The sequence below is a fragment of the Mesorhizobium sp. B4-1-3 genome (genome assembly GCF_006439355.1).
In the GTDB taxonomy this organism is placed as follows: Bacteria; Pseudomonadota; Alphaproteobacteria; order Rhizobiales; family Rhizobiaceae; genus Mesorhizobium.
This window is the reverse complement of record NZ_VFTG01000021.1, coordinates 48045-69027: the sequence shown is the minus strand read 5'-3', so window position 1 is coordinate 69027 and position 20983 is coordinate 48045. Positions and strand designations below refer to the sequence as shown.

Here is a 20983-nt window from a genome sequence, read left to right as displayed (position 1 = left end):
GCCCATTCTCAGCCGGCAGCGAACGGGACCGCTACGAAGATCTGCGCGTCGCCGCGATCGATCAGCAGGAGCACCGACTTCTTGCCTGACTTGCCGGCCTCGGCGATCGCCTGGTTGGCCTGCCTGGCCGTCTTAACCGGCGTCTGGTCGACGCCGACGATGACATCGCCAGGCTGGATGCCAGCGGCCGAGGCCGCCTTGTCCGGATTGACCCGCTCGACCACCGCGCCGCGCTGGCTCTGGGAAAGGTTGAGCTGGTCACGGATGTCGGGCGTGAGATCAGTCAGGCCGAGGCCGAGCGAGGGAACGCGCAAGCCCTGGTCGGACGACGGGCTGCGGTCTTCATTGCCGTTCGACGCCGTCTTCTGATCTTCGGCGTTGCGGCCGACATCGGCGGAGATCTGAATCGTCTTGCCCTTGCGCCAGATATTGACGGTTTCCTTGGCGCCCGGCGACACGTCGGCTACGGCGCGCGACAGGTCCTTCGGATCCTTGATCTCCTGGCCGCCGAAGCCGGTAATGACATCGCCGGTCTCGATGCCGGCCTTGGCCGCCGGCGAGCCGTCAGTGACCTGCGAAACCAGCGCGCCGCCCGGATGGTCGAGGCCGATGGCGCTGGCGACATCCGGCGTGACCGGCTGGATCTGCACGCCGAGATAGCCATATTCGATGTCGCCGCCCTTCATCAGCTTGGCCACAACTTTCTGGGCCTGGTCGGACGGAATGGCGAAGCCGACGCCGACGCTGCCGCCATTGGGCGAGTAGATGGCGGTGTTGATGCCGATCACATCGCCATGGATGTCGACCAGCGGACCGCCGGAATTGCCGTGGTTGATCGGCGCGTCAATCTGGATGAAATCATCGAACGGCCCGCTGTGCAGGTCGCGGCCGCGCGCCGAGACGATGCCGGCGGTCACTGTAGTGCCGATGCCGAAAGGATTGCCGATCGCCAGCACCTGGTCGCCGGTCATCAGCTTGCTGGAATCGCCCCACTTGACGGTCGGTAGAGGCTTGTCTGCCTTGACCTTGAGCACCGCGAGGTCGTTCTTGGCGTCATGGCCGACGAGCTTGGCGGGAAGCTCAGTGCCGTCATCAAGCGTCACCTTGATCGAGCTGGCGCCGTCGATGACGTGGTTGTTGGTGACGATGGTGCCGTCCGCACCGACGATGAAGCCGGAGCCGAGGGCCTCGGAGCGCGGCCCCTGTTGCTGCTGCGGCGGCGTGCGCGGCATGGGCATGCCCTGGTCGCCGAAGAACTGCTGGAAGAACTGGTCGAAAGGCGCATTGCCGCCAAGCGGCGAGCCCTCGTCCTGGGGCTGCGCCTTCATGATCGAGGTGATGGTGACGACGGCCGGCTTGGTGACGGCGATGACCGGCGCGAAAGAGCCGTTCGGGGCCGTGATGCCGGCGACGGGCGTCTGCGTCGTCGCGGCCACAGTGCTGAGGCCGGTATTGTTCTGGGCAAAGGAACCGATAACGGGAGAAATGATCAGCGCAGCGCCCAACAGGGCCGCGACGCGATGTCTGCGAAGAATGTTCATGGGTGACATGGTCGTTTCTGTCCGGGCGAGAGGTTGATCCGGCGCCCCGGATGGCCCTCGAGCACGCATCCGTTGGCGTGTCGGCGACCGGGATTGCCTGCCTCGCCTTGCATGGCAGCCGGCCGGATCGACAATCAAGATTTAGGGTGCGGAATGGCCTGAATCAGGGCCTTTGGATGACCTTACGAAGATTTAATTCAGAGAGCGCTTACGAACCGCTCTCTCCGGCGCAGATAAGCGGAGGCGATCTCACGCATTCGCTGGCCGGTAAAGCTCGGCCCATGGCCGCCATGGCCGATGCGGATCGGCAGGTCGAGCAGGCGCTGCATGGTGCGGCAATAGGCCATGCGGTCCGAGTCCGGCAGGTCGTCGATCAGCATGCCGTCATAGATGGCGTCACCGGCGAAGAAGAGGCCGTCGGTCTCGTCGAAAAGCCCGATCGAATCCGGCGAATGCCCCGGCAGGTGCAACACACGGAATGCCCGGTCGCCGAGATCGACGACGTCGCCCTCATCAAGCGCGCGGGTCAGCGGCGCGGATGAAACCCGGTAGTCGGCCGCCTTCCAGTCCGGCGCCGGCAGCTTCGAGACGGCGCCGTCGAGATTGTGGAACATGTAGGCGTAAGTGACGGCATCATCCATGCCGTCGAACTGCGCCGCGCTCATTTTCGGCCCCATGCGCAGCGGGAACTCATGCAGCGAGCCGACATGGTCGAGATGGATGTGGGTGGCGACGACGATCAGCGGCTTGCCGGCCGGCGTGTCGATCTCAGGCGCCAGCGGTAGGATGCCCATGCCGGTGTCGACCAGCAGATCCGCGTCGCGGCCCTTCAAATGCCACATATTGGCGCGCACGAAATCATGCACGAAGGGCTCGGTCAGCATCGTCGTTGCGGCATCGACTTTCGCCTTGCCGAACCAGTCGCCGACCTCAAGCTCGGGCATCGAGCCGCCGGCCATCAGACGAACGGCTTCCCGACCTTGTATTTTTCCGGCACCAGCCGTTTCAGATAGGCCATGCCGGCGTCTGAAAGCTGGTTGGCGTCCGGCAGCATGAAATCGTCCGGCATATGGCGCGTCTTGCCGGCCACCGCCTTCAGCGGCACTTTCTTCAATACCGTCTTCGACCCGTCATATTGCAGCGCGACGGAGCCGCCGCCCTCGCCGGCGACCGCAACCGCGAAGGCGCCGGCATCGAAGGCTTCCTTGGCATCGACGGCGCTGATCGCGCCGACATAGCCGCGCGGCATGTAGCCCAGCGCGTCGACCCGCGCGCGCTTGCCCGGCAGGCCTTCGGCCAGAGCCCGTTCGAGCGCCGCCGGCAGGTCGCTGCCTGACAATTTGACGTTGCCGTGCTGGTCGCGCTCGAGCTTGTCCGGCGGCACCAGGCTTTCGACCAGGGCCTTGCCGTCGGCGGTGCTGACACCTTCCGAAACGGCGACGATGCAGCGCTTGTGGCGGTCAAGCTTCTCGCGCACTTCGTCGATGAAGCGTTTGGCCGAGAAAGCACGCTCCGGCACATAGATGAGATGCGGGCCGCTGTCGGAATCGAACTGCCAGGCGGCCGCGGCGGCGGTCAGGAAGCCGGCATGCCGGCCCATGACGATGCCGACATAAATACCGGGCAGCGCGCGGAAATCGAGGTCGACGGAAAGGAAGGCGCCGGCGACGAATTCGGCCGCCGAGATGAAGCCCGGCGTGTGGTCGTTCTCCTCGAGGTCGTTGTCGATGGTCTTGGGCGCATGCACGAAGGCGATCGAACCGCCGGCGGCATCGGTCAGGATCTGCTGCGTGCCCGAGGTGTCGTTGCCGCCGATATAGATGAAGGCGTCGGCGCCGGCCTTTTTCAGGCCGTTGAGAATGACCTCGCAATAGGCGGCGTCCGGCTTGTCGCGGGTCGAGCCGAGGGCCGCGCTCGGCGTGCCGGCGATCAGCCGCAGCCGGTCCTCGGGAATGGCGGAGAGATCGACATAGTTGCCATCACGGATGCCGCGCACGCCGTGGATCGAGCCCAGCACCTTGGCGCCTGGATGACGCTTGCGGATTTCCAGCGTGGCGCCGACGACCGTCTGGTTGATGACGGCGGTCGGGCCGCCGCCCTGCGCGATGACGAAGGTTCCAGCCATGCTTTCTCTCCCTAGAGCACGATGCCGAAAAGTGTGAAGCGGTTTTCGGACGACATCATGCTCTGTTTCTTTAGTCTAGAGACGGATTCAGATTTCAGGTCGAACGGACCTGAAATCATCCGGCTCCATGCGAAGGTTTTCACGGCACCTTCGCCTGTCTTGCGGCATCGCGCAACGGAAGAGTGGGCCGACGGAGCGATCAGACCACGACGACCGGGTTCTTCTTGGAAACGCGGCTGTAGAGGTCGATGATGTCCTGGTTGATCAGGCGCACGCAGCCCGAGGACATGGCTTGGCCGATGCTCCACCATTCGGGCGAACCGTGGATGCGATAGCCGGTGTCCTTGCCGTTCTGATAGATGTAGAGCGCCCGGGCGCCGAGCGGATTGGTGAGGCCGCCGGGTTGGCCGCCCTGCCACTTCACCAGTTCCGGCTTGCGCTGGATCATCTCCGGCGGCGGCGTCCACACCGGCCATTCGCGGCCATACTGGATGTTGGCGCGGCCCGACCAGCGGAAACCGTCCTTGCCGATGCCGACGCCGTAACGGATGGCATCGCCGCCCGGCTGGACGAGATAGAGCATGCGCTCCTCGAGATGCACGACGATGGTGCCGGGCGCCTCGCCGGTCTTGTCGACGACGATCTGGCGGCGGAACTGCGGCTTGACCTTCTGCCATGGCACCGCCGGCACATTGAAGCCGCCATCGGTCAACGAGGCGTACATGACGTCGGGACCGGTGATGTTCTTGTCGACGCTGATCGCCGGACGCATCGGCGGCACCGAACCGGTGACGGTGTTGTCGAGCTGCGTTTGCGGCAGGTCGAGCGTGTCCGTTGTGCTGCAGCCGGCAAGGCCCAGCACCGCCATGGCGCCGGCGCCCGAAAGCACGGCGCGGCGGGAAAGGAGAATTTCGGTATCGATTGTGGCGCCATTGGAAGGCGGCGTCAGACTTTGCGGCAACTCGCGCATACACCAAACCCTACGCTGCCGGCGGGAAGCACGGTCCGGCCGGATCGCAGGCATTTTCGCCAGTCATGGTTGAAAAAGGGTGAAAGAGACGGATCCGGGCTTAACCTAAGAAACCATTGCGGCGACTGATGACCCCCGCTGGCCCGGCCGCTGCAGATTTTTCCAACGGCCTCTTTACATTCCCGGCGGCCCCAGGATTTATCCTTTTCTTTGCGCTCAAGGAGCAGGGAAATGTCCTTCGAAAACTGGGCTGCCTTCGCCGCCGCCTCTTCCATTCTTCTCGTTATTCCGGGCCCGACGATCCTGTTGGTCGTCTCCTACGCGCTGGGCCAGGGCTGGCGCACCGCGCTGCCGATGGCGGTGGGCGTGGCGCTCGGCGACTTCACCGCCATGACGCTGTCGATGCTCGGCATCGGTGCGCTGCTCGCGGCTTCGGCCGCGGTGTTCACCGTTCTCAAGGTGATCGGCGCCGGCTACCTCATCTATCTCGGCATAAAACTGTTCCGCGCCGGTGGCGCGCTGAAGGCGGAACCGCGCACCGACGCGGTCTCGGCGGCAAGGATGATGGCGCATGCCTGGCTGGTGACGGCGCTCAACCCGAAGAGCATCACCTTCTTCGTCGCCTTCCTGCCGCAGTTCCTCGACCGTCACGCCGACTTCTGGACGCAGATGCTGATCTTCGAGACAACCTTCCTGACTTTGGCTTTCCTCAACGCCTTCGGCTACGCGCTGATCGCATCGAGGGCCCGCGCGATCGTGCGCAACCCGAAGGCGATCCGCATCTTCAACCGCACCGGCGGCACGCTGCTTGTCGGCGCCGGCATCGCCACAGTGGCGGTGCGGTCCAGCAGCTGAGCCTGGCAAACGAGGCAAGCCCGAGATCACATCTCCGCGGTTGGCGGGTTGATGCGGGATGCTCTAGGATCGGATCCCGACCGAAAAATTGTCCATAGCGAGGACGTGATGATGAAGGACGCCTTCGGCCTCACCTATTCCGGTGCGACTGAAGCCGGGTTTTCATCCTTCGCCCGCGCCATGCACGAGCTGCAATGCTTCATCGGCGATCCGGTCGCTGCAATCGACCGTGCCATTGCCGATGACCCGGCCTTCGTCATGGCGCATGTCTTGAAGGGCTATCTGTTCGGCCTGGCCACCGAGCGGGACGCGATGGCGGTTGCTCGCTCAAGTCATCAGGCGGCGCTGCCGCTTGCCGCCACGACGCGCGAACAGGCGCATGTCGCCGCTCTCGGGCATCTTGCCGACGGGCGCTGGCATGACGCAGCGCGCATCCTGGAGGACATCGCGATCGACAATCCGCGCGATGCGCTGGCGCTTCAGGTTGGGCACCAGATCGATTTTTTCACCGGCAATGCGCGCATGCTGCGCGACCGCATCGGCCGGGCGCTGCCGGCCTGGCAGAAAGGCATGCCGGGCTATCACGCCATTCTCGGCATGCAGGCCTTCGGGCTGGAGGAAATGGGCGACTATGCGCGCGCCGAAACCATGGGCCGGCAAGCCATCGAGATCGAACCGCGCGACGGCTGGGCGCAACACGCGGTGGCCCATGTCATGGAAATGCAAAGCCGGCAAAAAGACGGCATCGCCTGGATGCGGGCCAATCCCGACGCGTGGTCGAAGGACAGCTTCCTCAAGATCCACAATTGGTGGCATCTGGCGCTGTTCCACTATGATCTCGGCGAGATTAACGAGGTGCTCAAGCTCTATGACGGGCCAATCTATGGCGACGGCTCGACGTTGGCGCTCAACATGGTCGATGCCTCGGCGATCCTGTGGCGCCTCGCTCTCGGCGGCGTCGATGTCGGCGACCGCTGGGCGGCGCTCGCCGCCAACTGGATCCCAAAAGCCGCGGCCCGCAACTATGCCTTCAACGACGCGCATGCGATGATGGCCTTTGTCGGCGCCGGGCTGGAGGCGCCGGCGAAGGTGCTGATCGAGGCGCAGCGCGAGGCGATGCGCGGCAGCGACGACAATGCCGCCTTCACGCGCGATGTCGGCCATCCGCTGACGCTCGCGATCAAGGCCTTCGGCGCCGGCAATTACGACGAGGCCGTGCGGCTGATCCGCCCGATCCGCTCGATCGCGCACCGTTTCGGCGGCAGCCACGCGCAGCGCGACGTGATCGACCTGACGCTGATCGAGGCCGCGTTGCGCGCCGGCGACAAGCCACTCGCGCGGGCGCTGACCGCCGAGCGGCAGCTCGCCCGGCCCGATAGCCCGCTGTCGGCGCTGTTCTCGCGGCGCGCATCCGATTTGTCGGAGAATTGACCCGAAGCGGATCTTGTCTTAAAAACTGGCCGAGCCAGATTTTTTCGAGATCCGAAAAAATTAATGGCAATGGGAGGAAATCATGTATCTCGGCCTCGACCTGGGCACTTCGGGCGTCAAGGCGCTGCTTATCGACGACGACCAGAAGGTCATTGGTTCCGGCCATGGCACGCTCGACGTCTCGCGGCCGCATCCCGGTTGGTCGGAGCAGGATCCCGCGCATTGGATCGAAGCCTGCGAGGCAGCGATTGCCGAACTCAAGGCCTCGCACCTGAAGGAGCTTGCCGCGGTCAAGGGCATCGGCCTTTCCGGCCAGATGCACGGCGCCACACTGCTCGATGCCTCGGACAAAGTGCTGCGCCCCTGCATCCTGTGGAACGACACCCGCAGCCATATCGAGGCGGCCGCGCTCGATGCCGATCCGCGCTTCCGCAGGCTCACCGGCAATATCGTCTTCCCGGGCTTCACCGCGCCGAAGCTTGCCTGGGTGAAGGAACACGAAGCCCGGATCTTTGCCGCCGTCGCCAAGGTGCTGCTGCCCAAGGACTATCTGCGGCTCTGGCTGACCGGCGAGCATATTTCGGAAATGTCGGATTCGGCCGGCACATCGTGGCTGGATGTCGGCAAGCGCCGCTGGGCGCCCGAATTGCTGGCGGCGACGTCGCTCGACGAGAAGCACATGCCGTCGCTGGTCGAGGGCACGGCCAAGGCCGGTGGGCTGCGCGGTGAACTCGCTTCCAAGTGGGGCGTCGCGGCGGGCATTCCTGTTGCCGGCGGCGCCGGCGACAACGCGGCCTCGGCTTGCGGCATGGGCACGGTCGGCGCCGGGCATGCTTTCGTGTCGCTAGGCACGTCGGGCGTGCTGTTCGCGGCGAACGCCTCCTATCTGCCCAATCCGGAAAGTGCGGTGCACACCTTCTGCCACGCGCTGCCCAACACCTGGCACCAGATGGGCGTGATCCTGTCGGCCACCGATTCGCTCAACTGGCTGTCCGAAATCACCGGAAAAAGCGCGGGCGACCTGACCGGCGAACTCGGCGACACGCTGAGGGCGCCGACGGGCGTCTCTTTCCTGCCCTATCTGTCCGGCGAGCGCACGCCGCATAACGATTCCGCCATTCGGGGCTCCTTTACCGGGCTCGGACACGAGTCAAGCCGGGCCGTGCTGACGCAGGCGGTGCTCGAGGGCGTCGCCTTCGCCTTCCGCGACAGTCTCGAAGCGCTGAAGACGGCCGGCACGATATTAGGCCGGGTGACCGCGATCGGCGGCGGTTCGCGCTCGCGCTACTGGCTGAAGGCAATCGCGACCGCGCTGCAGGTGCCGGTCGATATTCCCGCCGACGGCGATTTCGGCGCTGCGTTTGGTGCGGCAAGGCTCGGGTTGATTGCGGCGACGGGGGCCGATCCGTTGGCGGTGTGCACGGCGCCGGCCACGGATGCGACGATCGAGCCGGATGCAGCGCTTGGTGGTGCTTTTGCGGATGCCTATCAGCGCTATCGGGCGCTCTACCCGGCGATAAGGGCGGTAACCGCGTGAGCAGGCGCGAGGCCCGCCTCTCTGCCCTGCCGGGCATCTCCCCCGCAAGGGGGGAGATTGGCAGCTTCGGCGCTGCCGCGCTTTTTTCAATGCTGGCGATTGGCGAAGGTCCGCCTGACAGTCAATCTCCTCCCTTGCGGGGGAGATGGCCGGCAGGCCAGAGGCGGGGGCCGCGCACCGCTCCTCCGCGATTAGCCTCACTGCGCCGGCACCTTGTCCAGAAACCCGGTGACGCTCTTCAGGCGACCATCTTCGATGACTCCGATGTCGGTGCCCTCGATAACGGAGTCAGTGCCTTCGGGTCCAAGATTCCACGAGAAGCGGATCTTGTCGGCGAAACCGTCCGGCTCGCCCTTCAGAGAAAAGCGGAAGCCAGCGAAGCGCTGCTGGACGCCGTCGATCAGCGCCGCGACGCCTGCGTGGCCGTCGCCCTGCATGACCGGGTCGCGATAGCTGACATCCTCGGTGAAGGCAGCTTCGAGCAGCGCCTTGCGGCGGGCCGCATCGCTCTCGTTCCAGGCGGCGATGTAGTTGCGGGCGATCGTGTTGAGGTCGGTCATTGTGATGCTCCTTCGTTGGATCGTTTCGACATGACCCTTTTGGCCCCGTGAAAGAGCGAAACCAATTACGCCCAAGGTAATCGGGCAAGCACTTGGAGAGGAAGGAAACCATGAGCAGCGGATTTTTCGGCGACATCACGAAGATCAAATATGAGGGGCCGGATTCGACCAATCCGCTGGCCTATCGCTTCTACAATCCGGACGAGGTCGTCGCCGGCAAGCGGCTGGAAGACCATCTGCGCTTCGCCGTCGCCTATTGGCATTCCTTCGCATGGCCGGGCGGCGACCCGTTCGGCGGCCAGACCTTCGACCGGCCCTGGTTCGCCAAGCCGAGCGGCGTCGACACGATGGAACTGGCCAGGCTCAAGGCCGATGTCGCCTTCGAGATGTTCTCGCTGCTCGGAGCGCCCTATTTCTGCTTCCACGACGCCGACGTGCGCCCCGAAGGCAAGGATTTCTCCGAAAGTGCCGCGCGCCTCGACGAGATCACCGACTATTTCGCCGACAAGATGAAAAAGACCGGCGTCAAGCTGCTCTGGGGCACGGCGAACCTGTTCTCGCACCGCCGCTTCATGGCCGGCGCGGCCACCAATCCGGATCCCGATGTGTTCGCCTATGCGGCGGCGACTGTGAAGAAATGCATTGACGTCACCAAGAAGCTGAAGGGCGAGAACTATGTGCTGTGGGGCGGGCGCGAGGGCTATGAAACCTTGCTCAACACCGACCTTGCGCGCGAGCAGGAGCAGGCCGGCCGCTTCCTCAACCTCGTCGTCGACTACAAGCACAAAATCGGCTTCGAGGGAACGATCCTGATCGAGCCGAAGCCGCAGGAGCCGACCAAGCACCAGTACGACTACGACGTCGCCACGGTGTACGGGTTCCTCAAGCGCTTCGGGCTCGAGAAGGAGGTAAAGCTCAACATCGAGCAGGGCCACGCGATCCTCGCCGGCCATTCCTTCGAGCACGAACTGGCCTTGGCCAACGCGCTCGGCATCTTCGGCTCGATCGACATGAACCGCAACGACTACCAGTCGGGCTGGGACACCGACCAGTTCCCCAACAACGTGCCGGAAATGGCGCTGGCCTATTACCAGGTGCTGCAGGGCGGCGGCTTCAAGACCGGCGGCACCAATTTCGATGCCAAGCTCCGGCGCCAGTCGCTCGACCCGGACGATCTCCTGATTGGCCATATCGGCGGCATGGATGCCTGCGCGCGCGGCCTCAAGGCGGCGGCGAAGATGATCGAGGACAAGGCGCTGTCCGGCCCGCTCGCCGAACGCTACGCCGGCTGGAGCACCGCCGAAGGCAAGGCGATGCTCTCGGGCGAGCGCACGCTTGAGGCGATCGCCGAACGCGTGGTGAAGGAGAAGATCGAGCCGCAGCCGCGCTCCGGTCGGCAGGAGCTGCTGGAGAATATCGTCAATCGCTACGTGTGACCGCCCAGAGCAATTGCAGGAAAAGCGTGAACGCTTTTCCGCCCGGAATCGCGCAAAAACAAAGAAACAGAGCGTTTCGCCGTTTCCGTGAAACGGTGAAACGTCCCGGCCAGCCGACCGCATCGATCCGACAAGCGATCGCGCTTGAATTCGCCTTCGCCCGGGGCAGGACCTCACGACAAGGTCTTGCCCCGAATCGCCCCTCAATCGCCCCGTTCTTGCCTTCAAACAGCCGTCACGGAACTCGTATAAACGTGGCTCCTGTGGCGGGTATAGAAGAAGGAGGCGAAACGTATGCAGCACGAACGCGAAATCGACGCCCTGCTCTCTTCCAGCGAGGCTGGTTCGATCATCGATCGGCTGATGGCGCTGCCGCATTCGAAAGACGGCGCCCGCAAGCCGAATGAATGGGATCGCGCGGTCGCCGCGCGGCTCGAAACGGCGCTGGCCAGGAGCATGCGCTCGCGCATCGTCAACGAAGGCCGCGACGCCGCCTGATTTCACATTGGCCCGTTCTTCCGCGGCCCGATTCGTTCGCAGTTTGACGAACGCAGACTGTTTCTCCATCCTGCGTCTATGAAACGCGCGGTGCTCCTGGATCTTCTGGGTGTCGTCTGTGATCGCGACACCCCGATAGCGGGAGCGGCGAAGGCAGTTAAGCGTCTGCACGATGCCGCCTTGCCGCTGCGTTTCGTCAGCAACACGACACGCTCGCCGCGCAGCAAGATCGTCGCGCAACTTGCCGCCATGGGCATCAAAGTTGCGGATGAAGAACTGCTGACGCCAGCGCAGGCTGCGATCGAATGGTTGCGCAGGCGTGGGCGCGAGCCGCATCTGCTCGTCCATCCCGATCTCGAAGCAGAGTTTTCGGGGCTGGAGGGAGGAAGCAGCAAGGCGGTCGTCGTGGGCGATGCCGGCGAGGCATTCGGCTATGCCAGCCTCAACCGTGCTTTCCGCGCGTTATCCGCCGGTGCCGATTTTGTGGCTTTGGCCACCAACCGCACCTCAAGGATGCGGATGGCCAACTCAGCCTCGACACCGGCGCCTTCGTCGCGGCGCTCGAATTCGCCAGCGGCCGCAGCCCTGTCGTGCTCGGCAAGCCGTCGCCCGATTTCTTCCTGTCGGCACTTGGCGGGTTGCGTTGCCCGCCGGCCGATGCGGTCATGGTCGGCGACGATGCGGAGAGCGATGTCGCCGGCGCATTGCGCGCCGGACTCGGCGCTGGGCTGCTCGTGCGGACCGGCAAGTACCGCCCTGGCGACGAAACGCGCTTCGATCCGGCGCCTACTGCCGTGGTCGACGATTTGGCGGCAGCGGCCGACTGGATAATCAGCCGCGCCGCAGCCTGACCGGCGCCTCGCCGAACGCTCTGGAGAACGCCCTGGAAAAGGCCGCGGCGGACGAGAAGCCTGTGCGCCCGGCAATATCCGCCATGGCGATGCGCGTGTCGACCACGAGGCGGCGGGCGGCACTGAGGCGCAGCCTCAGATAATAGGCGCCGGGCGTCTCGCCGATCGACTTGCGGAAGATGCTTTCCAGCGTCCGTGCCGTCACGCCCGCGCGCTTGGCCACGGCGTCGATGGTGAGCGGCTGGTCGACATGCGCTTCCATCAGGCGGATCGCCTGGGCGAGCCGCGAGTCGTAGCCGTCGAGCCGGCCGAGCGAGACCAGCGGCTGCGCGTCGGTCGCGGCACGGGCCTGGTCGTAGATGAAGACGCTCGCGACATCGAGCGCCGCCGCCATGCCGAGCCTCGTACGGACGAGATGCAGCATCAGGTCGAAGGTCGGCGAGGCGCCGCCGGAGGTGAAGACCGGCCCGTCGATGACATAGCGGTCCGGTCGCACGTCGACGCCCGGGAAGGCGGCGGAGAAATCTTCCATGTCCTCCCAATGGGTGGTGGCGCTGCGGCCCTCGAGAAGGCCGGCGCGTGCCACCAGCCAGGTGCCGGCCTCGACGCCGCCGCAGGCGCGGGCCGCGCGGGCGGCGCGGCGCAAACCCGCAAGCAAGGCCGACGTGGCGTAGTTCTGCGTGCCGAAGCCGGCGACGACGACCAGCATGTCGGTCGCCTCAGTCGCGTCGAAGCGGCCGCTGACGGCCACGGGCAGGCCGCATGTCGTGACCGGCGCCTCGCCGGTGACCGAGACCAGCTTGAAATCGAACAGCGTCTCGCCCGAGATGCGGTTTGCGGCACGAAGCGGGTCGACCGCCGAGGCCACGCACATGATCGAGGACCCCGAGAACACAAGGAACGTGACCTTGAGCGTCTCGCGCTCGGACCGAAAGATGCTCGGCTTTTCGTTTTTGATCATGAGGCATTCGTAAAACGCAAAACAGTTTCCGGCAAGTCGGTCATTCTTGGCCAGCTTCGGCCCATGTCGTCATACCAAAGCCGGTTTCCGACTCTTTGGTCGACATGGGTGGCTGATCGAACTGGGAGGAAAGACTATGCCGCTTGCGATGAACCGCGAGGTCTTCATTACCTGTGCCGTGACCGGCTCCGGCGGCACGCAGGACCGCAGCCCGCATGTGCCGCGCTCGCCCAAGCAGATCGCCGATTCGGCGATCGACGCCGCCAAGGCGGGTGCGGCGATCGTCCATTGCCATGTGCGCGACCCCGAGACCGGTAAGCCGAGGCGCGACGTGCATCTCTACCGCGAGGTGACCGAACGCATCCGCGAAGCCAATGTCGACGTGGTGCTGAACCTCACCGCCGGCATGGGCGGCGACATGGTGTTCGGCTCGCCGGAAGCGCCGCTGCCGCTCAATGAAAAAGGCACCGACATGGGCGGCGCCACCAACCGCATGGAACATGTGCGCCAGTGCCTGCCGGAGATCTGCACGCTGGATTGCGGCACGATGAACTTCGCCGAGGCCGATTATGTGATGACCAACACGCCCGGCATGCTGCGCGCCATGGGCGGCATGATGACGGCGCTGGGCGTCAAGCCCGAGATCGAGGCCTTCGACACCGGACATCTGTGGTTCGCCAAGCAGCTGGTGGAGGAGAAGGTCCTCAACCCGGATGCGCTGGTGCAGCTCTGCATGGGCGTGCCGTGGGGCGCGCCTGACGACCTCAACACCTTCATGGCGATGGTCAACAACGTGCCGTCGACCTGGAACTGGTCGGCCTTCTCGATCGGCCGCAACCAGATGGCCTATGCCGCGGCAGCCGTGCTTGCCGGCGGCAATGTCCGCGTCGGCCTGGAAGACAATCTGTGGCTTGACAAGGGCGTGCTGGCGACAAACGCGCAGCTGGTCGAACGCGCGGCGAGCATCGTCACCAATCTCGGCGCGCGTATCCTCGGGCCTGAGGAAGTGCGCAAGAAGCTCAACCTCACCAAGCGGGCGCCGATCGCGGCCGCAGCGTAAGGCGGCCGCTGGTCATGGCTGATACCGTCAAATTCACCGCGATGAAGGACGGCGACAGGGAAGACTACGAATTCCTGACCGCCCATGAGATCGACTATGCCGCCAAGACCGGCGACCGGCTGCTCGACGCGCTCGTGCAACTGGACGAAGGGCTTTCCGGCTACAAGATCACCCGGCTCGGCCATTCGCTGCAGGCGGCGACGCGCGCCTGGAAGGACGGCGCCGACACCGACTGGATCGTCTCTGCGCTGCTGCACGACATCGGCGACATCTACGCGCCCTACAACCACGACGAATATGCGGCTGCTATCCTGAAGCCTTTCGTGCGCGAGCAATGCACCTGGGTGGTGGAAAAGCACGGCGATTTCCAGCGCCTCTACTACGCGCATCATCTGGGCGGCAACCGGCATGCCCGTGACCGCTTCGCCGGGCATCCCTATTTCGACGACTGCGACCAGTTCTGCGAGCGCTGGGACCAGTCAAGCTTCGATCCCGACTACGAGACGCTGCCGGTCGAGTTCTTCCGGCCCTTCGTGCTCGCAGTCTTCGCCCGCAAGGCCTACGACCCGGCGGTGGTCCGCGCCGGCGAGCGTGTGGTCCTCACCGACCCCGATACAGCCAAGACGAGAACCGGAGCCTGACCATGAGCATCATCAACAAGGCGGCCGCCATCGGCGGCGGAGTCATCGGCGCCGGCTGGGTGGCGCGGCTGCTCTTGAACGGCATCGACGTCTCGATCTTCGATCCGGATCCCGAAGCGTCGCGCAAGGTGGGCGAGGTAACGAAGGGCGCGAGGCGGGCCTACAAGCAGATGCTGCCCGGCGGCCTGCCCAAGGAAGGCAAGCTGACCTTCGCCAAGACCATCGCCGAAGCGGTTGCCGACGCCGACTTCATCCAGGAGAGCGTGCCGGAGCGGCTGGACCTCAAGCACAAGGTGCTGGCCGAGATCGACGCGCATGCGCCGGCCAACGCCATCGTCGGCTCGTCGACCTCCGGCATCAAGCCGACCGACATGCAGGTGGCGATGAAGAAGCACCCCGAGCGGCTGGTCGTCGGCCATCCGTTCAATCCGGTCTATCTTCTGCCGCTGGTCGAGATCGTCGGCGGCGAGCAGACTTTTCCCGAGGCGATCGAGGTCGCCAAGGAGCTCTATGCCTCGATCGGCATGAAGCCGGTGGTGGTGCGCAAGGAGATCGAGGCCTTCGTCGGCGACCGCCTGCTCGAAGCCGCGTGGCGCGAGGCGCTGTGGCTGGTCAAGGACGGCATCTGCACCGTCGAGGAACTCGACGACATCATGCGCTATTCATTCGGCCTGCGCTGGGCGCAGATGGGCATGTTCCAGGTCTACCGCGTCGCCGGCGGCGAGGCCGGCATGCGCCACTTCATGGCGCAGTTCGGGCCCTGCCTGAAATGGCCGTGGACCAAGCTGATGGACGTGCCGGAGTTCAACGACGAGTTGGTCGACCTGATCGCCACGCAGTCGGACGAACAGGCGCACGGGCTGTCGATCCGCGAGCTGGAGCGCATCCGCGACGACAATCTGGTCGCGATCATGGAAGCGCTGTCGAGGCAGAACAAGGGCAAGGGCTGGGGCGCCGGCGCGCTGCACAAGGACTATACCAGGCAGCTCGCCAAGCTGGCGGCGAAGAAGACCCCGGCCAAGGCTGCCGCAAAGGCCGAGGCGGCCAAGCCGGTGAAGAAAGCAGCCAAGCCGGCAAAGGCTGAGAAGCCGACAAAAGCCGGAAAGGCCGAGAAGGCGAAGAAAAGCAAGAAGAAGGGCTGAGGCGATGCAGTTCGGTCTTTCGGAAGAACAAAAGCTCATCGTCGAGACGACGCGCGCCTTCGTCGAGAACGAGCTCTACCCGCATGAACGCGAGGTGGAGCGCACCGGCGTGCTGCGCCGCGAGCTGATCGACGAATTGAAGGCCAAGGCTATCGAAGCCGGCCTTTACGCGGCGAACATGCCGGCCGATGTCGGGGGCGCGGGCCTCGATACGGTGAGCTGGCTGCTCTACGAGAAGGAGCTCGGCCGCGCCAATTACGCGCTGCACTGGACCTGCGTGGCGCGTCCCTCCAACATCCTGCTCGCCGGCACGCCGGAGCAGCGCGAGAAATATCTCTTCCCCTGCATCCGCGGCGAGAAGTGGGACTGCCTGGCGATGACGGAACCGGGTGCCGGCTCAGACCTGCGCGGCATGAAGGCGACCGCCGTGCAGGACGGCTCGGACTGGGTGCTCAACGGCACCAAGCACTTCATCAGCCACGCCGACATCGCCGATTTCGCCATCGTGTTCATGGCTTCGGGCGAAGAGGATTCGCCGCGCGGCAAGCGCAAGAAGATCACCGCCTTCTTCGTCGACAAGGGCACCAAGGGTTTCACGGTGCGCGACGGCTATCGCAATGTCTCGCATCGCGGCTACACCAACTCGATCCTCGAGTTCGACGATTGCCGGCTGCCGGCGAGCCAGGTGCTCGGCGAGGTGCACAAGGGCTTCGACGTCGCCAATTCCTGGCTTGGCGCCACCCGGCTGCAGGTCGGCGCGACCTGCCTCGGCCGCGCCGAGCGCGCGCTGTCGCACGCCATCGAATATGCCGCGCAGCGCCAGCAGTTCGGCCAGCAGATCGGCAAGTTCCAGGGCGTCTCGTTCAAGCTCGCCGATATGGCGACGGAACTGAAGGCCGCCGACCTGATGGTCTTCGAAGCCGGCTGGAAGTACGATCAGGGCACCGTCACCGACCAGGACATGGCGATGGCCAAGCTGAAAGCCACCGAGATGCTGGCCTTCGTCGCAGACGAGGCCATCCAGATCCATGGCGGCATGGGGCTGATGGACGACCTGCCGCTGGAGCGCATCTGGCGCGACGCCCGCGTCGAGCGCATCTGGGAAGGCACGTCGGAGATTCAGCGACATATTATTTCGCGGGCGCTGCTGCGTCCGTTCGGGGCTTAGAGCATGATGCGCCAAAGCCGGCTCCCGGCTTTGGCGAAGATCGCGCTCAAACGAAAAGATGGCCATGCATAAACTCGAACGTCTCCTGCGCCCGAAATCGATCGCCGTGTTCGGCGGGGCGCAGGCCGCCGCCGTCGTGGCGCAATCGATCAAGATGGGCTTTGCCGGCGAAATCTGGCCGGTGCATCCGACCAAGGACGAGGTCGCCGGCCGCAAGGCCTATCGCTCCGTCGCCGACCTGCCTGGAGCGCCGGACGCTGCATTCGTCGGCGTCAATCGGCATCTCACCATCGAGGTGATCAAGGCGCTGGCCGAGCGCGGCGCCGGCGGCGCCGTCTGCTTCGCAGCCGGCTTTCTCGAGACCGAAGCCTATGACGAGGACGGCGAGCGGCTGCAGGCCGAGCTCGTCGCGGCCGCCGGCCGGATGCCGATCATCGGGCCGAACTGCTACGGGCTGATCAACTATGCCGACGGCGCATTGCTTTGGCCCGACCAGCATGGCGGCATCCGTCTGGCCGAAGGCGGCAAGGGTGTGGCCATCATCACCCAGTCGTCCAACATCGCCATCAACATGACGATGCAGAAGCGCGGCCTGCCGATCGCCTTCCTGATGACCGCCGGCAACCAGGCGCAGACCGGGCTCTCCGAAATGGCGCTCGGCCTGATCGAGGACGAGCGCGTCACCTCGCTCGGCCTTCATATCGAGGCTTTCGACTCGGTCGCCGGCTTCGAGCGGCTGGCGGCGCGGGCGCGCGAATTGAAGAAGCCGATCATCGCCATGAAGGTCGGCCGTTCCGAACAGGCGCGACAGGCGACGGTGTCGCACACCGCCTCGCTCGCCGGATCGGACGCCGCCTCCGGCGCCTTCCTGAAACGGCTCGGCATTGCGCGCGTCGATTCCATTCCGGCCTTCATCGAGGCGCTGAAGCTTTTGCACATCACCGGCCCGTTGCCCGGCTACAGGCTCTCGTCGATGAGCTGCTCCGGCGGCGAGGCGTCCGTCATGGCCGACAGCGCCGAGGGGCGCTGGGTGCATTTTCCGGCCCTGACGGCCGAGCACCGCGCGCATGTGAAATCGACGCTCGGGCCGCTGGTCGCGGTTGCCAACCCGCTCGACTACCACACCTTCATCTGGAACAACGAGCCGGCGATGACGGCCACCTTCACCGCCATGGTGTCGGGCGGCTTCGACTTGAACATGCTGGTGCTCGACTTCCCACGCCCGGACCGCTGCTCGGACGTCGACTGGTGGGCGACGCTGCGCGCCTTCGAGGCCGCATTGAAGACCAACAAGGCGCAAGGCGCGATCGTCTCTTCGCTGCCGGAAAACCTTCCCGAGGAATACACCGCCGGCCTGATGGCGCGCGGCATGGTGCCGCTGTTCGGCATTTCGGAAGCCATGGACGCCGCCCAGGCCGCCGCTTTCATCGGCTGGGCCTGGCGCGAGCCGCAGGCGCAGCCGGTCGACACCACTGCGGCAGGCGCGTCCGAAGCCAAGCGCGTCACACCGGACGAGGCCGAGGCCAAGGAAAGGCTGATCAAGGCCGGCCTGCCGGTGCCGAAGGGCGAACGCGCCTCCAACGCGGTCGAGGCGGTGATCTCGTCCATGACGCTGGGCTTCCCGGTGGCGTTGAAAGCGCTCGGCGTGACGCACAAGTCGGAAGTCGGCGCCGTCAGGCTGAACCTCAAGGACGCCGAATCCGTCAGCGCCGCCGCACACGACCTCTTGCCGCTCGGCACCGGGCTCTATGCCGAGCGCATGGTGCGCGACGGCGTCGCCGAGCTGATCGTCGGCTTCACCCGCGATCCGATGTTCGGCGTGGTGATGACGCTCGGCACCGGCGGCGTGCTGGTCGAGCTGTTGCGCGACAGCGTGACGCTCATGCTGCCGGCGACGCGCGACGACATCGAGGCGGCATTGCGTGGGCTCAAGCTCTATCCGCTGCTCGAAGGCTATCGCGGCCGGCCGAAGGCCGACGTCAACGCCGCCATCGACGCCATCGCCGGCATCGCCGACTTCGTGCAGAAGAACGAAGGCGAGATCGAAGAACTCGACATCAACCCGCTGATCGTCTGCGCCGAAGGCAAGGGCGCATGGATCGCTGACGCCCTGCTCGTGCTTGGAGAGAAGAAGAATGGCTGACGTCATCACCACCCGCCGCGAAGGCGCGATCATCGAGGTCACGCTCGATCGGCCGAAGGCCAACGCGATCGACCTCAAGACGTCACGGCTGATGGGCGAGACCTTCAAGGCGTTCCGTGACGATCCGGAGTTGCGTGTCGCCATCGTCAAGACGGCCGGCGACAAGTTCTTCAGCGCCGGCTGGGACCTGAAGGCGGCGGCAGCCGGCGATGCCGTCGACGGCGACTACGGCGTCGGCGGCTTTGCCGGGCTGCAGGAGCTGCGCGACCTGAACAAGCCGGTGATCGCCTGCGTCAACGGAATGGCGGTGGGCGGCGGTTTCGAGCTGGCGCTGTCCTGCGACCTCATCTACGCCTCGGACCATTCCTCCTTCGCGCTGCCGGAGATTCGCGCCGGCACGCTGGCCGACGCGGCGACCATCAAGCTGCCGAAGCGCATTCCCTACCATATCGCCATGGATCTTCTGTTCACCGGCCGCTGGATGGATGTCGCCGAGGCGCATCGCTGGGGCCTGGTCAACGAGGTGCTGCCCAAGGACAAGCTCGAGGAGCGTGTCTGGGAGATCGCAAGGCTCTTGGCCAGCGGCCCGCCGCTGGTCTTCGCCTCGATCAAGGAGACGGCGCGGGTTGCCGAGGCCCTGACCTTCCAGGACGCCATGAACAAGGTGACGCGCCGGCAGCTGCCTACGGTCGATATCCTCTACGGGTCGGAAGACAATATGGAAGGCTTTCGCGCGTTCGCGGAGAAGCGCGACCCGGTGTGGAAGGGACGATAACGTCGGAGATGACGGCGCGAGGCACCCCCCTCTGCCCTGCCGGGCATCTCCCCCGCAAAGAGGGAGATTGGCAGCTTCGTCGGCGGCACTCCCTTTCTAACGTCGGCGATTGGCGAAAGCCGGGACGACATCTGATCTCCTCCCTTGCGGGGGAGATGGCCGGCAGGCCAGAGGGGGGTGACTGGGCTGAACCTCTCCAGTCGGTCCAACCGCAATGACCGACTATAAAACCCTCATCGACGCCGAGACCTGGGCCTTCATCGAGAAGACCAACTCCTACTACCCGCCTGATACGGTCGACTACACGGTCGAAGAGCAGCGGGCGATCTACGACCGGATGTGCCGGGAGTTCTTTGCCGGCTATCCGCAAGGGGTGACGGCGGAGACGACCGCCATTGCCGCGCCAACCAACAGCATCTCGATCCGCATCTATCGGAACGCCGTTCCGAACCGAGCCGCGATGGTGCTCTATATCCATGGCGGCGGCTTCATCCTCGGCGGGTTGGACAGCCATGACGATGTCTGCGCCGAGCTATGCGCCCGCACCGGGTTCGAGGTGGTCTCGCTCGATTACCGGCTGGCGCCGGAACATCTGCACCCGGCGGCCTTCGACGACGCGATGGACGCCTTCGAATGGGCCGCAAGGACCTATGACTGCGCGATCGTGCTCTGCGGCGACAGCGCCGGCGGCAATCTCTGCGCGGCCGTCGCGCATGCGACGCGCGGCCATGGAAAGAAGCCCGCCGGCCAGGTGCTGATCTACCCCGGCTTGGGCGGCGACCATTCGCGCGGCTCCTACGTGACCCATGCCGAGGCGCCGATGTTGACCGTGCGCGACCTCGATTTCTACAAGCATATCCGCACCGGCGGTGTCGACCTGACCGGCGATATCACGCTCTACCCGCTGGCCGACGCCGATTTCGCCAACCTGCCGCCGACGGTGCTGATCACCGCCGAATGCGATCCGCTGTCCTCCGACGGTGAGGCCTATCGCGACCGCATCGTCGCGGCCGGCGGATACGCCACCTGGTTCGAGGAGCCTGGGCTGGTGCATGGTTACCTCAGGGCCCGCCACATGGTCGGCCGGGCGCGGACGAGCTTCACCCGCATCGTCGATGCCGTTTCGACGCTCGGCCGGGGCGACTGGATCTGGTGACACCCGGAGGCGCTTTCCGCTCCGCAATCCTTCCATGAACCTTTCCCCGCCAGCCGGCGACTGATGGCCAAGCGCCGCAATGGTGCGGCCTGGAAAGGAAAGCCGCCATGACCAGAAACCCAGGGACTTCGCG

General features: G+C 65.3%; 19 protein-coding genes and 1 pseudogene. 14 read left to right on the top strand and 6 right to left on the bottom strand.

All coding sequences use genetic code 11. The annotated features are described in order from the left end of the window. Positions 1-8 precede the first annotated feature (8 nt). From FJW06_RS22715 to FJW06_RS22700, 4 genes are all read right to left on the bottom strand, one after another. Entirely contained in the window at positions 9-1550 is a 1542-nt protein-coding gene (locus FJW06_RS22715) for a DegQ family serine endoprotease (protein ID WP_140754687.1), read from the bottom strand. 188 nt (positions 1551-1738) lie between these two features. Further along, the gene (locus FJW06_RS22710; RefSeq protein ID WP_140754685.1) at positions 1739-2485 is read right to left on the bottom strand and encodes an MBL fold metallo-hydrolase; all 747 of its coding nucleotides are present in this window, start codon (positions 2483-2485) and stop codon (positions 1739-1741) included. 14 nt (positions 2486-2499) lie between these two features. Continuing rightward, positions 2500-3666, bottom strand: a complete 1167-nt coding sequence (locus tag FJW06_RS22705; RefSeq protein ID WP_140754683.1) for a diphosphate--fructose-6-phosphate 1-phosphotransferase — start codon at positions 3664-3666, stop codon at positions 2500-2502. 199 nt (positions 3667-3865) lie between these two features. Further along, on the bottom strand, positions 3866-4636 hold the full coding sequence (locus tag FJW06_RS22700; RefSeq protein WP_140754681.1) for a L,D-transpeptidase: 771 nt from the start codon (positions 4634-4636) through the stop codon (positions 3866-3868). A 231-nt stretch (positions 4637-4867) separates the two neighbouring features. Between FJW06_RS22700 and FJW06_RS22695 the strand changes: the two genes are divergently transcribed. The 3 genes from FJW06_RS22695 to xylB all read left to right on the top strand — a co-directional run bounded on the left by FJW06_RS22695 (position 4868) and on the right by xylB (position 8459). After that, entirely contained in the window at positions 4868-5491 is a 624-nt protein-coding gene (locus tag FJW06_RS22695) for a LysE family translocator (RefSeq protein ID WP_140754679.1), read from the top strand. A gap of 105 nt (positions 5492-5596) precedes the next feature. Next, the gene (locus FJW06_RS22690) at positions 5597-6922 is read left to right on the top strand and encodes a tetratricopeptide repeat protein (RefSeq protein ID WP_140754761.1); all 1326 of its coding nucleotides are present in this window, start codon (positions 5597-5599) and stop codon (positions 6920-6922) included. Positions 6923-7004: 82 nt separating this feature from the next. Beyond that, positions 7005-8459: a xylulokinase gene (xylB, locus tag FJW06_RS22685; protein ID WP_140754677.1), complete on the top strand. Its 1455-nt coding sequence runs from the start codon at positions 7005-7007 to the stop codon at positions 8457-8459. Between the two features lie 197 nt (positions 8460-8656). Here xylB and FJW06_RS22675 read toward each other — a convergent pair whose 3' ends face one another. After that, positions 8657-9019, bottom strand: a complete 363-nt coding sequence (locus tag FJW06_RS22675) for a nuclear transport factor 2 family protein (protein WP_140754675.1) — start codon at positions 9017-9019, stop codon at positions 8657-8659. A 110-nt stretch (positions 9020-9129) separates the two neighbouring features. Here FJW06_RS22675 and xylA point away from each other — a divergent pair, with 110 nt between their 5' ends. From xylA to FJW06_RS22660, 4 genes and pseudogenes are all read left to right on the top strand, one after another. After that, on the top strand, positions 9130-10455 hold the full coding sequence (gene xylA / locus FJW06_RS22670) for a xylose isomerase (RefSeq protein ID WP_140754673.1): 1326 nt from the start codon (positions 9130-9132) through the stop codon (positions 10453-10455). A gap of 294 nt (positions 10456-10749) precedes the next feature. After that, entirely contained in the window at positions 10750-10953 is a 204-nt protein-coding gene (locus tag FJW06_RS22665; RefSeq protein ID WP_140754671.1) for a hypothetical protein, read from the top strand. A 78-nt stretch (positions 10954-11031) separates the two neighbouring features. Continuing rightward, positions 11032-11256: pseudogene (locus FJW06_RS30980) on the top strand (TIGR01458 family HAD-type hydrolase); the annotation flags it as partial. Positions 11257-11258: 2 nt separating this feature from the next. Continuing rightward, complete coding sequence (locus FJW06_RS22660) at positions 11259-11804, top strand: HAD hydrolase-like protein (protein WP_348644068.1); 546 nt, start codon at positions 11259-11261, stop codon at positions 11802-11804. On the opposite strand, the gene FJW06_RS22655 is transcribed toward FJW06_RS22660, so the two are convergent. After that, positions 11785-12765: a GlxA family transcriptional regulator gene (locus FJW06_RS22655; protein WP_140754669.1), complete on the bottom strand. Its 981-nt coding sequence runs from the start codon at positions 12763-12765 to the stop codon at positions 11785-11787. The two genes, FJW06_RS22660 and FJW06_RS22655, sit on opposite strands and share 20 nt — an antisense overlap. A gap of 136 nt (positions 12766-12901) precedes the next feature. On the opposite strand from FJW06_RS22655, the gene FJW06_RS22650 reads away from it, so the two are divergent. The 7 genes from FJW06_RS22650 (at position 12902) to FJW06_RS22615 (ending at position 20850) form a co-directional block, all read left to right on the top strand. After that, on the top strand, positions 12902-13825 hold the full coding sequence (locus tag FJW06_RS22650) for a 3-keto-5-aminohexanoate cleavage protein (protein ID WP_040979910.1): 924 nt from the start codon (positions 12902-12904) through the stop codon (positions 13823-13825). A 14-nt stretch (positions 13826-13839) separates the two neighbouring features. Next, on the top strand, positions 13840-14466 hold the full coding sequence (locus tag FJW06_RS22645; protein ID WP_140754667.1) for an HD domain-containing protein: 627 nt from the start codon (positions 13840-13842) through the stop codon (positions 14464-14466). A gap of 2 nt (positions 14467-14468) precedes the next feature. Next, on the top strand, positions 14469-15608 hold the full coding sequence (locus FJW06_RS22640) for a carnitine 3-dehydrogenase (RefSeq protein WP_140754665.1): 1140 nt from the start codon (positions 14469-14471) through the stop codon (positions 15606-15608). Between the two features lie 4 nt (positions 15609-15612). After that, positions 15613-16776 (top strand): acyl-CoA dehydrogenase, encoded by a 1164-nt coding sequence (locus FJW06_RS22635; protein WP_140754663.1) that lies wholly within the window; start codon positions 15613-15615, stop codon positions 16774-16776. Between the two features lie 64 nt (positions 16777-16840). Continuing rightward, a complete protein-coding gene (locus FJW06_RS22630; RefSeq protein WP_140754660.1) occupies positions 16841-18919 on the top strand; it encodes an acetate--CoA ligase family protein in 2079 nt (692 codons plus the stop codon). Beyond that, positions 18912-19694, top strand: coding sequence for a carnitinyl-CoA dehydratase (locus FJW06_RS22625; protein WP_140754658.1), 783 nt, complete (start codon positions 18912-18914; stop codon positions 19692-19694). Before FJW06_RS22630 ends, FJW06_RS22625 begins: the two co-directional genes overlap by 8 nt. A gap of 214 nt (positions 19695-19908) precedes the next feature. After that, positions 19909-20850, top strand: coding sequence for an alpha/beta hydrolase (locus tag FJW06_RS22615; protein ID WP_140754656.1), 942 nt, complete (start codon positions 19909-19911; stop codon positions 20848-20850). Positions 20851-20983 lie beyond the last annotated feature (133 nt).